Origin of the sequence: Pandoraea anhela (assembly GCF_902459655.1) — a bacterium.
Classification (GTDB): domain Bacteria; phylum Pseudomonadota; class Gammaproteobacteria; order Burkholderiales; family Burkholderiaceae; genus Pandoraea; species Pandoraea anhela.
This window is the reverse complement of record NZ_CABPSB010000002.1, coordinates 108,763-124,342: the sequence shown is the minus strand read 5'-3', so window position 1 is coordinate 124,342 and position 15,580 is coordinate 108,763. Positions and strand designations below refer to the sequence as shown.

At 65.5% G+C, this 15,580-nt stretch carries 9 protein-coding genes; 4 read left to right on the top strand and 5 right to left on the bottom strand.

Going from position 1 to position 15,580, the window contains the following annotated elements:
* Positions 1-87 precede the first annotated feature (87 nt).
* The 4 genes from PAN31108_RS03660 (at position 88) to PAN31108_RS03645 (ending at position 3,962) form a co-directional block, all read left to right on the top strand.
* Entirely contained in the window at positions 88-603 is a 516-nt protein-coding gene (locus PAN31108_RS03660) for a hypothetical protein (RefSeq protein ID WP_150667541.1), read from the top strand.
* 287 nt (positions 604-890) lie between these two features.
* Positions 891-1,169, top strand: a complete 279-nt coding sequence (locus PAN31108_RS03655) for a hypothetical protein (RefSeq protein WP_150667540.1) — start codon at positions 891-893, stop codon at positions 1,167-1,169.
* A 605-nt stretch (positions 1,170-1,774) separates the two neighbouring features.
* Positions 1,775-2,824, top strand: a complete 1,050-nt coding sequence (locus PAN31108_RS03650) for a porin (RefSeq protein ID WP_370819564.1) — start codon at positions 1,775-1,777, stop codon at positions 2,822-2,824.
* 289 nt (positions 2,825-3,113) lie between these two features.
* Entirely contained in the window at positions 3,114-3,962 is an 849-nt protein-coding gene (locus PAN31108_RS03645; protein WP_150667539.1) for a 3-hydroxybutyryl-CoA dehydrogenase, read from the top strand.
* A 135-nt stretch (positions 3,963-4,097) separates the two neighbouring features.
* On the opposite strand, the gene PAN31108_RS26285 is transcribed toward PAN31108_RS03645, so the two are convergent.
* The 5 genes from PAN31108_RS26285 to PAN31108_RS03615 all read right to left on the bottom strand — a co-directional run bounded on the left by PAN31108_RS26285 (position 4,098) and on the right by PAN31108_RS03615 (position 15,525).
* Positions 4,098-6,506 (bottom strand): hypothetical protein, encoded by a 2,409-nt coding sequence (locus PAN31108_RS26285; RefSeq protein ID WP_174994835.1) that lies wholly within the window; start codon positions 6,504-6,506, stop codon positions 4,098-4,100.
* A gap of 41 nt (positions 6,507-6,547) precedes the next feature.
* Complete coding sequence (locus tag PAN31108_RS03630; RefSeq protein WP_150667536.1) at positions 6,548-8,764, bottom strand: hypothetical protein; 2,217 nt, start codon at positions 8,762-8,764, stop codon at positions 6,548-6,550.
* A 58-nt stretch (positions 8,765-8,822) separates the two neighbouring features.
* Positions 8,823-11,057, bottom strand: coding sequence for a hypothetical protein (locus PAN31108_RS03625; RefSeq protein ID WP_150667535.1), 2,235 nt, complete (start codon positions 11,055-11,057; stop codon positions 8,823-8,825).
* Positions 11,058-11,169: 112 nt separating this feature from the next.
* Entirely contained in the window at positions 11,170-13,110 is a 1,941-nt protein-coding gene (locus tag PAN31108_RS03620; protein ID WP_150667534.1) for a hypothetical protein, read from the bottom strand.
* Between the two features lie 171 nt (positions 13,111-13,281).
* Positions 13,282-15,525: a hypothetical protein gene (locus PAN31108_RS03615; protein ID WP_150667533.1), complete on the bottom strand. Its 2,244-nt coding sequence runs from the start codon at positions 15,523-15,525 to the stop codon at positions 13,282-13,284.
* Positions 15,526-15,580: the final 55 nt, after the last annotated feature.

Below are 15,580 nucleotides of genomic sequence, written 5' to 3'. Positions count from 1 at the left end.
CACCATTCCAGGCGATGTCGCGAAGTGGCGTAACCCCACCCGGCAAACACGCCGTGCGCCGCCGTACCCCAGTCAAACGTTCCAACAATGTCAACGAAATCTCTACAACGATGGGCCATGCTGGCTTGCCTGTGCGCAGCGCAGTCGGCGTTCGCGGCCGAGCAGTGCGAGGGCATCCTCCTGCTGGCCAAGAGCGCGCAAACCGGTTTTGAGGACGTCACCGGCCCGCTCGTCGCCAAGAACGACCGCGGTGAAAGTTATCAGGCGACGTATTCGGTCCCGGGCGGCGATTGCAAGGTCTTCCGCGCGACGGGACTGGCGCCGACCTACGAGTGCATCTGGGATTATCAGAAGATCACGCCGATGGAGCTGCGCACGCAGGCACAGAAATTCGCCACCGACGTGGCGCGCTGCACCCGGGGCGTGACCACCATGCGCACGACCACGACCAATCCGGCCGGTCTGCCCGCCGAATGGCAGAGCGCGAGCAAGAAATACGCGCGTCCGGTCAATTTCACGATCACCGCACAGGATCTGATGACACCGCGTGGCGAGCGTCTGCGCGAGATCTCGCTGTCGGTCGAAAAGCAGGTCGATAAGTAATCCGACGTTCTCAACGTGGGCAGGTTGTATGCTCGCCTTGCCCCGTCGGGTCAGGTGCGGCGGCAATCGGGCAGGGGGCGAACGCCCGTGCGTTTTCCGTCCGTCCACTCGGTTACAAACGGTTGCAGACCGCTCTGCGCGTTAACATTTTTTCAGTCGACGCTCGTTTGACTGACCCGGTACAGTCATTCTTGAGGCGTATGGCGCACGTGCAACCCGCAGGTGCCGACCGCGTCTCGTGCCCGCCGGCCCCACATTCGTGGCCGGGGTGATGTGGCTGAACCGACATGCGTGCCCGACTTCGCTGGTGTTTCCTGTTACTGCTGGTGTGTGCCTACCCTGCTCTCGCCGATGGCGGGCGCGGGCGCGACATGCTGGACGTGAACAAGGCGTCATTGCGCGAGGACATCAGTCGTTTCAATGCTGATCGGGGGCGGGGGCAGGCGGCCTACCCGAACTGGGCCGCGCCGGCCGAGCCCCGCGAGCGTCAGTACACGTCGCAGGGCGAACCGCGTGGCGAACGCGGCGGCGGTGGCGGCGGCGCAGACGGCCGTCGCAATCGTTGATCGCGTCGCCCTGACACCACACGCGCGCCCCCCACCTTTCAGGTCCTTCCCGCGCACGATCCCGACCTCACATCAGCGCCCGCGACGCTCGTCCGGATCGCGTCGGTCGCTGCCCGCGATCCGGTGGTGCACCGCCAACCCGGGCGGTGGTTTCACCCTCAACCCGGCCATCAATCTCTGCCTGCGGCCCGCCTGAATTTTTTTCCGCCTCGCGCCTTGGCTGCACCGAATGTTGCACATGTGCAACATTGAATGCCTTCGCGCTTCTCCAAAGTCGTTCGTCAGTCGGGCTTGCACAACACCCATCATTCACGCCGAGTTGGGTGAATGTAAGTCATCGCTAACCCTGGGACGTGCACATTATATCGATCCTGTTATACCGAGATTAACTGTGGCGCGGGTGGCCGTCCGATTTTTGGCTCCCCACCATTTCCCGGCCACTTCGTGAGGTGTTTTTTTCCTGGCGGTTCCGGCCTTTCTGCGCATGGTGCGGCTATGCGAGAATCACGGCCGTTTTCACAGGGAGGCGCTTCTCTAACGGGCGTCGGCAGGTCCCGCGCGGGGCGGGAACAGGCACACAAAAGATAGAAATCAAGGAGAAGTCAATGAAGCGCAGTATGGCCAAGGGCATTGGCGGGGCTGTCGTATTGGGCGCCTGCATGAGCGCGATGAGCGCATCGGCAATCGCACAATCGAACGTCACGTTGTACGGTCAGGTCGACGCCTGGGTGGGCGCCGTCAAGAACCCGGGCGAGAATCGCGCCTGGACGCAGGGTGGCGGCGGCATGTCGACGTCCTACTGGGGCATGAAGGGTAACGAAGACCTCGGCGGCGGGCTGAAGGCCGTGTTCGTGCTCGAAGACTTCTTCCGTCCGCAGAACGGTCAGTACGGCCGCTTCCAGGGCGACTCGATGTTCTCGCGCAACGCTTACGTCGGCTTGCAATCGAATAGGGCGGGCACGGTCACGATCGGCCGTCTGACCACGTCGTACTTCGTCTCGACGATTCTGTTCAACCCGTTCGTCGATTCGTACACCTTCAGCCCGATGGTGTTCCACACCTTCGTCGGGCAGGCCGGTCAGGGCATCGTGGGCGACTCCGGCTGGAGCAATGCCGTGATGTACACGACACCGAACTTCAAGGGACTGTCGGGCAGCGTGTCGTATGCCTTCGGCAACAAGGCGGGTGAAACCGGTCAAAACAAATGGAGCGCGTCGGCGCTGTATTTCAACGGCCCGTTCGCCGCGACCGTCGCTTACCAGCAGGTCAAGTTCGATGCGCAACCGGACGACCTCGCCGGCATGGCGGGCTTCCGCAGTCAGCAGGCCGTGCAACTGGGCGCGACGTACGACCTTCAGGTCGTGAAGCTCTTCGGCCAGTATCAGTACATCCGCAACAACGTCACGGGCGGTGGCGTATCGGAGAACGGCGGCCAGCTCGGTGTGTCGGTGCCGTTGGGTAACGGTCAGGTGCTCGCCTCGTACGCGTACACCAAGAGCTCGGGCGCAAGCAACGTCAACCGCAAGACGTGGGCGCTCGGCTACGACTACAACCTGTCGAAGCGCACCGATATCTATGCCGCGTACATGAACGACAAGGTCAGCACGCTCTCGGGCGGCGACACGTTCGGCGGCGGCGTTCGCATGAAGTTCTGATCGCGCTGGGGCGCGCGTATTGCACGTAGCGCCGACGCGCGGCGACCAGGGTAATGAGAAGGGGAAGACTCGGTGTCTGCCCCTTTTTTCGTCCGGGTGTCCGTGTGTCCGAGGGTGCCGATGACGATGCAATGGAAGACGCCAACCGATGATGTCATTGAAGGCGCTGCGCGAAGCGTTTCGCACAGCGGTTTCGTGTGTCACCGATTCGACCTGTCCGCGCTATGATTTGTGCACCGCGCAAGACGGTATTTCCGCCACCAATCACCACAACCGGAGCAGAGACGACATGACGATTCAACACGTAGGCATCATTGGCGCAGGTACGATGGGTAACGGCATTGCACAGGCCTGTGCGGTAGCGGGACTGCCGGTGACGATGGTCGATATCAGCGACGCGGCGGTGCAAAAAGGCGTGGCGACGATTGCCGGCAGCCTCGATCGCCTCATCAAGAAAGACAAGCTCACGACCGCCGACAAGGATGCCGCACTCGCACGCATCGCCACGTCGACCGACTACGCCGCGCTCGCCCACGCCGACATCGTGATCGAAGCGGCCACGGAAAACTTCGACCTCAAGGTCAAGATCCTCAAGCAACTCGAAGGTGTGGCGAAGGACGGCGCGATTCTCGCGTCGAACACGTCGTCGATCTCGATCACGAAGCTGGCCGCGATCGTCGCGAAGCCCGAGCAGTTCATCGGCATGCACTTTTTCAATCCGGTGCCGCTCATGGCGCTCGTCGAGATCATTCGCGGCTTGCAGACGAGCGACGAGACGCACGCGCGTGTCGATGCGCTGGCGCGTGCGCTCGGCAAGTCGCCCATCACGGTGAAGAACGCGCCGGGCTTCGTCGTCAACCGCATTCTCGTGCCGATGATCAACGAAGCGTTCTTCGTACTCGCGGAGAATCTGGCGTCGCCCGAGGAAATCGATGAAGGCATGAAGCTCGGCTGCAATCATCCGATCGGGCCGCTCGCGCTGGCCGACATGATCGGTCTGGATGTGTGCCTGTCGGTGATGAACGTCTACTACGAGGAGTTCGAAGACTCGAAGTATCGCGCATGCCCGCTGCTCAAGGAGATGGTCGCCGCCGGCTATCTGGGGCGCAAGACGGGACGCGGCGTCTACACGTACTGATCGCGATCCGGCACCGGCGCGTGCAGGGCGCGCCGGTGCGCCCCGACGGGGGCCGCGAGCTGTCGCAGGCTCTCGCCAAGGGATGTCGATGCGCGCCCATAGAGGGGTTAGCACCTGTGTCGTACGCATGCCTGCTCAAGCGCGGCGTACGGCTTCGCCCGCGCTTGTTGGCGGCAGACGGGTCGATTCCACAAATGCCGCCGATTCCACAGTGTCCCCAGCATCCCCAGTGTCCCCAGCGTCGGGCGAACGCGACGAACCGTAGCCGCTCGACGATCCCGAGGTCGAGCCGCCGGTTGTCGCCTCGCTCGACGTTACGCGTGTCGAACCGTTCGTCGAGCCCTGCGAGCGAGAGGGACTGGCGGAACCAGGGGGCGACCCCGCGCGGCCTGCCCGGCGGCGTCGAGGGCCGACCGGGCGCGTGAGCGACACGGTGTACGCTTCGCCCGGCCGGTGGCCGATGTCGGCGAAGGCGGCGTCGAGTACGCTTCGCGTTTCCATGGGGTCTTTCGTCAACGCGAACCCGACGGCCTTTACCCGGCTCCATGGATCGAGCAGCACGGTCGAGTCCTGTGCGCTCATGATGAGCCCGGCGAAGTTGGTGCCCGTAATTCCGTCGACCCCCAAGCCGTCGCCCCCCGAGCCTTCGGCATCGACGGGTGTCGCGAGTTCGAGCGCGTCGATCAATTCTTCGGATGCCGTATAAAGTACGAGCACATGCGGTGCACGATGCTTCGGTCGCACGGTGATCATGCGGAGGCACTCGCCGTGCACGCCGCCTTCGATCAGAAAGTGAAACAGGATCTCGGCGTTTTCCTGACAGAACGCTTCGGCGGCCGGATTCAGCCGGTAATGACTGGCGGTGACGAACGCGGCGAGGCGCTGCCGGTCGAGCAACGAGGCGCCGGGTGGGGCGTGTTCCAGCACGACGCGAACGACGTCGCGATGGCGGAGGATGGCGCTTTCGTCAGACGCGTCATATGTGCCATATGTGCCACGCGCGTCATACACGTCATGCGCACGGCGATCCGCCCGGTCGCTGCGCATCCGCGCCATGCGCGACACCTCGGCGTACGCACCGGCGATTGCGTTCTGCACGTCGTCGTCGCGCAAGTGGCTGAGCACGGCGTCGACGTCATGACGATTCAGGGCGATGCTGTCGGGTGCCGTCGCCCGGCGGTCTCCGACGCTGCACGGACCCAGCGGCGCGTGGGCTTCCCAACGGCCGGTTTTGCGGTCGTACGTCACCGGCACCCGGGCCAACGGGTGCTGCGCGGCGTCGATGAGCCAGTGGTCCTCGCTATGACTGCGGGTTGCGAGATAGTAACCGGCCTCTCCGCGCAGGTAATGGCGCCCGTCGACGACAACCATCCGCCCGCCGCCGCCTGCGGGCAACCGCTCCAAGGCAAGCGGTTGTGCGTACCCTTGCAGATAGATGTGCTCGCTCGTGATGGTCAGCGGCGCAGGCAACTCGGCGGCAACGCCGGCCTCTGCCGACGCGTCGTCGTCGATGCCAGCGTTTTCCATGGCGAGTTCCCGAACGCCTGACGCCACTTTCCGGTCGACGGCGTCGACGGTTTTCTGCGGGGCCTGTTCGAGGTGATGCGACGCGCCGCCGCCGACCGGTTTGTCCGGTGTCGTCTGCGGGGCGCGGCCCGTCGCACCTTGCCGACCCGGCAGGACAGCCCGCCCGGGAGGTGCCGGACGTGCAGGAGGTGCATGGGGTGCAGGGGGGGCAGGAAGCGCCGGACGAACGGCAGGCGCGGGACGAACCGGTCGAATGGCGTTGCCGAGCGCACGCGTCATCACCCGTGGGTCCGCGCTTTGCAGAATCGAGACGATGCGATCGGTCGAAATGCGCTTGCCTTCGATGCCGTCGGCCACGACATCCGTCACTTCCGACGGCACCCGCAGGATCGCGACCTCCGGTATCAACCCGGTCGCTATATCGACCAGGTGCGCGCGCTGTTCGATGTCTTCGCGCGTTTGCGGACTGAATTCCTGTCCGGTGAGCAACGCATAAATGTCGGCCACCGATTCGCCGAAATTCTTGAAGGGTTCGCTGCCCGACCCGATCGATCTCAGCACGTCCTGCGAGGTATACCCGCGTTTGATCGACACTTGCGGAGCAACGGGCTGCGCGATCACATCGGCGTCGCTGTCGACGCTGGCGACGCTTTCCGACGTTACCGCCTGAGCGCGCGAGCAATCGTCGTGGCGTTCTCCCGAGGGGGCGGCATCGTCACATCGCGGCGACGTCTTCGGCACGAAGCTTGCCGCAGGCGGGACGAGGTTCGCCACGAGCATGAGCGCCAGCGCGGCAGGCCAGACGGTCGTCGCGGAAGGCCCGGGCGGTGACGCGCCGTCCGACGTCTGCACACGCGTTCGCGGGCGATGCGATGCGCGAGAGAACGTGTAGCGAAAGCGAACGTTTCGCCCCGGCGTCATGCCGGGGCGAGCAGACGTCAGCCGGTGTTGTACGGCCGCAGGGAGCGAGTACCCGGGAGCGACGGCGTCGGCACGGCGATACGAAACATAGGGCATGACAACGTCTCCGAAGGAAAGATGGCGACGCGCGCGAGGCGTCAGGTTGTCGGGTTTTCCGGGACTGCCGGAGACTGCGGCGGGGGACGCGGCGGCCGCCACGATGTGTCGGGATGGGTGTGACGGCGTGCTTCGTGCCCCATGTCGAACGTCATGCTCGATCCAGAACTGGACACCGACACGGTGGCCGTACCCGACATGCCCGATGTTCCCGAGGCGTCCGACATCCCCGAGCTTGCGGCGCTCCCCAGACTGCCGAGGCTGCTCTGGCTGCTCAGCGGGCCCTTGCGCACCGCAAGCGGACGCGTGACCGACACGGTGTATGGGCTGCCGGTCCGATGACCGATATCGGAGAACGCACTGTCGAGAATATCGACGGCATCCTGCGGACTGTCGGCACGCGCGAACGAGATGGCCTTGTTGCGACTCCACGGGTCGAGCAACAGCGTCGTATCGCGGGTCATGTATGCCGCCCATGCGAACTGCGACGACGAGATGCCGTCCTGACGCAGACTGACCCGGGGTTGCGGCGTCGATGCGTCGAGCATTTCGACAAACCGGTGCGACTCCGTGTAGAGCACCATGACGTGAGGCGATCGGTTCTTCGGCTGCACGGTGATCATCCTGAGCTGATTGCTATCGATGCCGTCTTGCAGCAGGAAGTAGAACAGGACCTCCGCATTCTCCTGACAGAACGCTTCCGCCGAGGGATGCGAATAGTAGTAACGCGCCGTCACCTCCGAGGTCAGACGCTGCTGCTTGACCAGCGGCATGCGACGGTCGATGTCCTTCATCGCAGTGCGCAGCGCGGCCCGGTGATCGACGATGGAGTGATCGCGCAGAGCGCGAAGGTCGGGACGGTTCGAGCGCACGAGATGGAGCCTGCCGAGATCGGCGAATGCGTTCTGAATGGCCTCCTGCGCCGATTCATCGGGCAGATGACGCGTTGCCGCGAAGATGTCGTGGTAGCTCCCGGCGATGCTGTCGGGCGTCATCGGACGGCTCGATCCGCATCCACCGCCGCACATGCGCAACGGTTCATGCGCCCGCCATTCGCCGGTCGCCGGATCATAAGTGACGGGCACTTGCGCACGCGTGTGACGTGGCGCGTCGATGAGCCAGTGATCGGCGCTGACGCCTGGCGTCGCCCGGTAGTAACCGGCTTCGCCGCGCAGGTAGTGATGCCCGTTGACGATGACCAGACGCGTGGCCTTCGCTGCCGGTAATTCCGCCTCAGAGAAGCGTTGCTCGTAACCGTCTAGTTGCTCGAATTCTCCCTGTATCGCGAAACGGCTCACCGGCGGTTCTCCGCTCGACAGGTTGTCGGGCACGCTCACGATGCCGAGATCCTCGTTCGGGATGGGCCAGGGGGCTGGCAAGGCCGACAAGTCCGACATGTCCGACACGCCCGACACGCCCGACAAAGGTCCCTCGTGGGCGACGGGCGGCTGCAACGGGGTCTCGTGAGACGTCGTCGGGGTGCCACCGCCACCGCCACCGCTGCTGCTGCTGCTGCTGCTGCTGCGGGGTGACGCAAACTGCACCAGTCCGATCAGCCGCTCGGGGGACGGGGGTTTGCCTTCGAGGCGATCGGCCGTGGCGTCGGAAATCTCCGCAGGCAGGCGCAGCCATTGGACTTCCGGAATGAAACCCGTCGTGATGTCGATGGCGGACGCCCAGTCTTTCACCGTCTTGCGCACCTCGGGTGAGACTTCGTGCCCTGTGAGGAGCGTGTAGGCGTCCGAGATCGACTCGCTCGTGCTGGAAAAGGGGGCGCGTGCGGCGGCCACGGCGCGCAGCAAGTCGATCGGCGCGTACTGAGATTTGATCGCCGGTGTTTTGACGGGCTCGACATGGACCGCCTCCCATGCGGACGCACCCGGGACGTCGTCGTTTCGCGCGGGCGTTTGCGAGGGGGTGGGGCGATGGCGCAAATCTCGCGGCACCGCCGCCGAGGCGGGCGTGACGAAGTTCGCCACGAGCAGGAGCGCGAAGGCCGCAGGCCAGACGGTGTCGCTGCGTCGCGGGCGGGAAGTGGGCGCCCGCGACGCAGCGATGGCGTCGCGCGTGGCGTGCGCCGGGCGCGCGCTGCGGAATGTGACGGGGAATGTGTCGGGGCATGTGTTGAGCGGTGCGCCTGACAATGGACGTTCAAGCGCGCGGGCGTGTCGTTGATGAGAGGCGGGAGACGGCGAGGCGTGCGGTGCGCCGTAACACGCCGGCATGTGGATGGCGCGACGATGGGCGGTCAATGGCATGGCGATATCTCCGAAGGAAAAGCTGCATGGACGACGGATGTCGGCGGGTGCCGGGCGGTTACACCATCACGCCCGTACCGGAGTTGCCCGCAACGCCGCCGGACTTCGAAGCGCTCGCCGGGCCCGGCATGTGCGCCGACGCACTGCCCAAACTGGTCGAGCCGCTTGATCCACTCGTGCCGCTTGTGCCGCTCGTGCTACTCGTACCGCTGGACAGGCCGACACTGCTCCCGCTTCGGCTGCTGCCCGTGCTGCCCAGGCTGGTCGCACTCTCCCGACGCGTGCCGAGCGGGCGCGTGATGGAGACCCGATACATGCTGCCGGGCCGATGGCCGATGTCCGCGAAGGCGGCGTCGAGCGTGTCGACCAGATCGACCGCATGATTGGCGTTCACGAAGGCGGTGGCGCGCGCGCGGCTCCATGGGTCGAGCAGTACGGTCGAATCGCGAGACTCATAGACCTCGCGCGCGAACAGCATGTCGTTGATGCCGTCGGGTTCGAAGTTCAGCGGTGGTTGCGGCGTGGCCGCTTCTAGCAGACCGATGAGACGTTCCGACTCCGTGTAAAGCACCAGCACATGCGGCGGCCGGTTCTTCGGTTGGACGGTGATCATGCGAATGCGATCGGGAGGAATACGGTTCGCGAGCAGATAGTGAAAGAGGATCTCCGAGTTTTCCTGGCAGAACGCTTCCCCGTAGTGATTCCAGTAGTAATGCATCGTCGTGATCAATGAGGCCTCTTCCTGCTGCTTGATCAGCGGCACGTTGCGCCTGATGCGCTTCATCGAGGCGCGCAACGCCGCGCGGTGATCGATGATCGAGTTGTCGCGCAGACTATGCAGATCGGGGCGATTGCTGCGGATCAGATGCAGCAGGCTGAGGTCGTTGAACGCGTAGCGGATGCCTTCGCGCACGTTGTCGTCACGCAAATGCGCGAGCGCGTCGATGATCTTGTCGCGGTCCATGGCGATGCTGTCCGGCGTGCCTTCGCGGCTCGATCCGCAGCCGCCGCCACAAAGCCGCAACGGCTTTTCCGCGTGCCAATTGCCGGTGACAGGGTCGTAAATGACCGGTACTTGCGCGGCGTGGCCGCTCCCGCGTGGCGCCAGGACGAGCCAATGATCGATGCTTCGCCCGCGCATGGCCCGGTAATAGCCCGCCTCACCTCTGAGGTAATGCGATCCGTCGACCATGACCAGACGGTCGGTGTGCCCGGCGGGCAGCCGGTCTTGCGGCAGCGTTTGCGCATAGCCGTTCAGATGCTCGTGTTCGCCCTCGATGTGCCACCCGGTCGGCAGCGCCGGCGGCGCGACGTTTGTCGCACGCGACGAGTGCGCGACGCCGCCCGGATTGTCGACAGTCGCGATCGCGCCTTCCGGCTTTGTCGCGAGGGGCTCGCGTTGCGGGTCGGCAGGCTCGCGCGCCGCTTTCTTCCGCGCAGCGAAGCGCTCCGGATAGCGTTGCTTGTACATCTCGCGGAAGTCGGGACGCGCCTGCACGATTCCGCGGCTCTTCCAGTTACGGGCGTCGGCAGACTGCACCATGGCGGCCAGACGCTCGACGCTCGTCTCGCGGCCTTCGATCCGGTCGGCTGCGATGCCGGCCGCCTCGCCGGGCATGCGCGTCAGACCGACGTCCGGGATCAGTCCGGTCGCGAAGTCGAGCGCTTCGGTCCATTGTTCGAGTGTCTTGTACGTGTCGGTGTCCACCGTCTCGCCGGTCACTAACGAGTACATCTGAAGCAGGGCATCGCCGGCGTTCTGAAACGGCGCACTGGAAGCGGCGACGGCGGAGAGGAACTCCGAGAGGGTGTAATCGGTTTTGATGACGCGGTTTTCCACGGGGTGAATCGCAACGACGTCCCCGGCGCCGCTTTTCCACGACACGTTGACGCTGGGCGCGTTCGCGTGTGTCTGGCTCGCGTCGAATCCCGGCGCCGTGTCGATGACATCGGGCGACTGCCGGAGCACGCCCCGGGGCAGGCCGCTACCTGCCGGCGGCATCATATTGGCGACGAGGAGCACTGCGAACGCAGCGGGCCACACCGCCTGGGCCCGACGTGACGGCCCCGTGTCCTGTCGATGGCGCGTTGCGCTCGGTGGCTGACGCTCCGTGGCGATTTGCGGGGTGTGGGCGGTGCATGCGGTGGATGTGGTACGTGCAGTCCGTGCACGACGAAACGAATGCGCCAGACCGGGACTGGCGCGTAAGAGCGCAGACGTGGTCTGGGCGCACGGCGTCATGCCGTAGCGTGGCGTGGCAGGGATCGCACGGCAATGTGAAGCGTATGGCATGGAAACGTCTCCGGAGAATCGCCGATGCAGCGGTGAGGCCGGGTGGCGAGGGAGCTTCCCCGCGCGCCGCATCGAGGCGCAGGCGGGGCGAAGTCGAGGCGTCGTGGAGACTTCAGAAGCCGTCTTCCGGCGTGTCGTCGGACGATGACGTCAGGTCCGGGCCGGCGTCCGGGTCTTGCGGCGTCGGCGGATCGAAGACGCTGCCGTTGCTCTCGCTACCGAGGCTCACCGGACTGCCGGGACTGCCCGAGCTGCTGGTGCTGCGCAGACGCGAGCCGGGCGCGTGCGTGCCGAACGGACGGGTGATCGAGACGACGAAAGGATGTCCATCGCGATGCCCGAGTGCGCCCAGCACACGATTGAGCCGTTGCTGCACGTCGCGATCGGTGCTCGTTCCCGCGAATCCGGTGGCCTTCGTCCGGCTCCACGGATCGAGCAGCAATGTCGTGTCGCGGGTGAGGAAGATGGCGCGCGAAAACATGCGGTCGCCGATGCCGTCGGGGCGCCCGTAAATCAGTGGCTGCGGGGTGGCGACGTGCAGCATGTCGATGAACGTTTCCGACTCCGTGTACAGCACCATCACGTGCGCCGGGCGATGCTGCGGCTGGAAGGTGATCATGCGAATGCGGTCTTCGGGCACGCCGCTTTCCAGCAGCAGATGGAACAGGATCTCGGCGTTTTCCTGACAGAAGGCCTCGGCCTGCGGATTGTCGGAGTAGTACATTGCCGTGGCGGCGGCGACTTGCTGTTGTTGTTGTTGCAGCAAGGGTGCGTCGCGGTCGATGTTACGCATCGCTTTGCGTAGCGCTGCACGATGGCCGACGATCGAGTAATCGCGCGAGGCACGCAGATCCGCGCGGTTGCCGCGCAGCAGCCGCAAGCTGCTCAGATTGCCGAATGCCGCCTGAATGGCGTCCTGCGAATCCGCATCGGCAGACGGTCGTTCAGCGGGGATCGGTTGCGCGTAGCCGGCGAGATGGTCGTGTTCGCCAGTAATGCGCGGGATGCGTGCGATCGCGTCGATCTCTGGCACCCGGGCGACTGACGGCGTGTCGTTCGTTGCGGGGTTGGCGATGCCATTCTCCGCTTCATCCGGCGCTTCATTCTCCGCGTCGTGCGCGGCGTTGTCCGTCGCGAGATGAACCATTGTTTCGACCGGCACGGTGTCGTCGGGCTGGCGCGGAATTTCGGCCGGCATCCGGTCGATCCCGGCCTCGGAGCGCATGTCGCCCGGAGGTTGCCGCGCCTCGGGCGCGACAGGTATCACGACGGATTCCGTCGGCCTATCGGCGCGCCATGTGCGCGGGTCGAGGACCTGCATCAGCGTTGAAATGTCGTCGGCCCCCGGCGCACGTCCTTCGACCTGTTCGACGGCCACATGCGAGATGTCGCCCGGCAGCCGGGACATGCGGACCTGGGGCACGAGCCCCGTGCCGATGTCGAGCATCCTGCCGCTGCGCGCAATGGCACGCCGGGTTTGCGGCGCGGGCGCGTCGCCGGTGAAGACTGCGTAGGCGTCGCTTAGCGACTCGCCGAATTTCTCGAACGGTGAGCGCGATGCCGCCACGATTCGCAGCATGTCCATCAACGTGTAATCGGAACGAAAGCGCGTGTACTCGACGGGACGGATATCGACGTCTTCCGACGCGGGCGTGGTGCTCGAAGACGCGATGGCATGGGCGTCTGGCCGCGCGTGCGTGGCGAGCGGCGCAATGTGAGGCAGCGAGTAGTCCTCGTCGTTGGGATCGGCGACCAGATTGCGTCGGGGAATCGCACCGGCCGCCGGCGCCGCGAGATTGGCGACGAGCAGAATGGTGAGTGCTGCCGACCATCCGCCACCGGGTCGCGTCGCATTCGCGTTGCCGCGGGTACGCCGGGATCGTCCGGCGTCGCGATGAGAGGCATGCGGGATATCGATCCGGCGGCCTGCACGTCGAAACGTGCCGGTGAATCCGTCCGGCCCGCCGGCGGACGGCTCGCGACGCTGTCGCGCGTGTGACAACCCGTAGTGCGGCGTGGTGTGCCGAATGCTGTGATACGAGACGTGCGGCATGGCGCCTTCTCCCGAAGTGGGGACCACGGAACGCGGCGCGGTGCAAACGCGGGTGTTCCTGTGGCCCGGGATGAGAAGACTGCCATCGCTGCGATGCAGCGGGCTTGCGTATCGGTCAGAGCGATTGTCGTTTTGTGGCCGCTCGCCTGTCGTCGCTTGGCGGGTTGGCCATCAAACGGAGGGACCTATGGTGTCGTCGGATGACGACGAAGGTGCGTCGTCCCGGCGATCGGTGGATTCGGCGGAGTCGGCAGATTCGGCAGATGCAGAGGATTCAGCGGCCACGTGTCCCGATTCCGCTGAGCCTGCCTGCGCGGCCATCGCCTGCGTTTTCGCCGCCTTTCGCAAGCTCGCGATGCTCTGCCTGACGAGGTGAACCCGCTCGCGCGGCGCCGGATAGGGGCGGGTGACAGACACGACGAACGGATTGCCTTGCCGGTGCCCGGCGTCGGCGAGCGCGACATCGAGCATGCCCATCAGCTCCTCGATGTCGTCGGCGCTCCTGAACGACGACGCTTTGACCCTGCTCCACGGATCGAGCAGAACGGTGGAGTCTCGCGTCAGGAACACGGCCGCCGTGAATTTCTCCCCGTTGATACCGTCGACGTGTCCGACCACCGGCGGCTGCGGCGTGTTCAGTTCCAACAGATCGATGAACTGATCGGACTCCGTGTACAGCACCATGACGTGTGGCGGATGCCCCTGCGGCCGCACCGTAATCATGCGGATGTGATGCGAGGGCACGCCACGTGTCAGGAGGTAGTGGAAAAGGATTTCGGCATTCTCCTGACAGAACGCTTCGGGGCTGAGCGTGTAGAAGCCGGTCTCGGCGTAGTTGTCGTAATGGATGGTCGTGATGGTCGCCGCTTCGCGCTGTTGCTCGAACAGCGTTGCATGGGGATCGAGACGCATGAGTTGGGGCACCAGCACCCGGCGGTGTTCGACAATCGAGTTGTCGCGCATCGCGCGCAGGTCTTCCCGGTTGGTGCGCATCAGATGCATGCGACTGAGGTCGTCGTACGCGAGCAGGATGGCTTTCCTGATCTGCGGATGCTTGATGTGACGGATCGCGTCTGCGACCTGATTCAGACTCATGCCGACGCTGTCGGGGGTGGACTCGCGGCTCGGGCCGCAACCGCCGCCGCACAGGCGCAATGCGCGCTCCGCACGCCACGTGCCGGTTCGCGGGTCGTACGTCACAGGGACCTGTGCGCGGCTGCCGCGCGGCGCGTCGACAAGCCAGTGCTCGACGCCGGACATTGCCGGCGCGCCGGTTGCGCGCGTCACGCGGTAATCGCCGGCCTCACCGCGCAGATAGTGATGACCATCGACGAGAATGAGTCGGCTGTGCGACTCGGGTGGGCGCGATGCCGGTGGCAGGTGCTGCGCGTAACCCGCGAGGAATTCGCGCTCTCCCTCGATGTATCGGGGGCGCGCGGACGTTGCCGGCGGCGCGGCGCGTGTGTCGTGAGCGGTGTCCGGTACCGCGTCGGCAACGCCGCCGTCGGCGGGGGTGTCGGGCGCGTCTGCGGGGTCAGCATGCCCGGCATGACTGCCGTCGGGCTCGCTGAGGGCAACCGCGTCGGCAGGCGCGGGTGGCGCTTCGACAAGGCCGTGATCCCAAGCCGGCGCTGGCGGGAACGCTTTTCCCGTCGCCGTATCGCGGGGCGCGACGCCGGCGTGCATGGAATCCGGCAGACCGAGCGAACGCGGATCGCTCATCTGGATCAGGGACGCGATGCGTTCGGCCGCCGGCACCTGTCCCTGTGCGGCGTCCGCAGCCAGATCCGCGGCGTATCCCGGAATGCGCAGTCGCTGCACGGACGGCACGAGGCCCGTGACCAGATCCACGAAGTCGCCCACGCGCTGCATCGTGGCCAGCGTGTCTTTGTCGATCGCCTCTGCGCTGACGGCGAAGTGCAAGTCGTCGATCGACTGCCCGAGATGGCGGAACGGCGCACCCGCCGACCCGATCGCTCTCATCAGATCCGGCAACGGGTAATCGGTCTTGATGGCGATGCGCCGCACCGGCACGATCCTGACGTCGTCCCCGACGCTGCGTTGTGTGGTGACGTCCGGGGTGTCCGGGCGTCGAAACCGTGCTGATGGCGATGAGGAGGCTGACCGTGCCGCGGGCGATGCGAGCGTGGGAGCGACGAGGTTCGAGACCACGGCGAGCGCGAGGATAGCGGGCCATACGGTCGTGCGCTGCGGGGCATGGTCGGCAACATGCCGGGCGTGTTGCGAGCGGCGTGGCGTGCTGCGCGCGCTGACGGAATTCGCGCGTTGCGTGGCGCGCGAGCCACGAAAACGATGGGGAAACTCATGCGCATGCCGATGGGTGTCGGCGGTGTGTGACAGCGTGTAACGGGGCGTGGCGACAAACGCGCGGTGGTGGTGCGGCATGTGGGGCATGGGAAGACCTCCGGAGAACAGGCCGGGCTTGCGCAGCGTCCGTCGTCTGCGATGC